Source organism: Dellaglioa sp. CoH-55-MRSF-6 (assembly GCF_056782215.1).
The window spans coordinates 1-267 of sequence record NZ_JBXAYJ010000048.1 but is presented as its reverse complement, the minus strand read 5'-3'; the positions used below and the strand labels follow the sequence as shown (position 1 = coordinate 267).

Here is a 267-nt window from a genome sequence, read left to right as displayed (position 1 = left end):
GCAGCACGCGCTTGCCCGAATGCGCAAGCAGCACCGCGAGGTTGACCGTCAGGAAGCTCTTGCCGATGCCCGGCGTCGGGCCGGTCAGCACGATCACGCGGTTCTCCGCGTCCATCATCGCGAACTGCATCGCGGTGCGCAGGCTGCGCATGCTTTCGACGCTCAGGTCCTTCGGCCGCAGGCTCGCGAGAATCGGCCGCGCACGGCTGCCGCCCTTCTCCGCCGCCGCGTCGAGCTTCACCTGCTCGGCGCTTTGCGGCACCAGCC

General features: G+C 69.7%; 1 pseudogene. It reads right to left on the bottom strand.

What is annotated here, in order from left to right:
* A pseudogene (locus AC1RPK_RS07740) lies at positions 1–267 on the bottom strand (hypothetical protein); the annotation flags it as partial.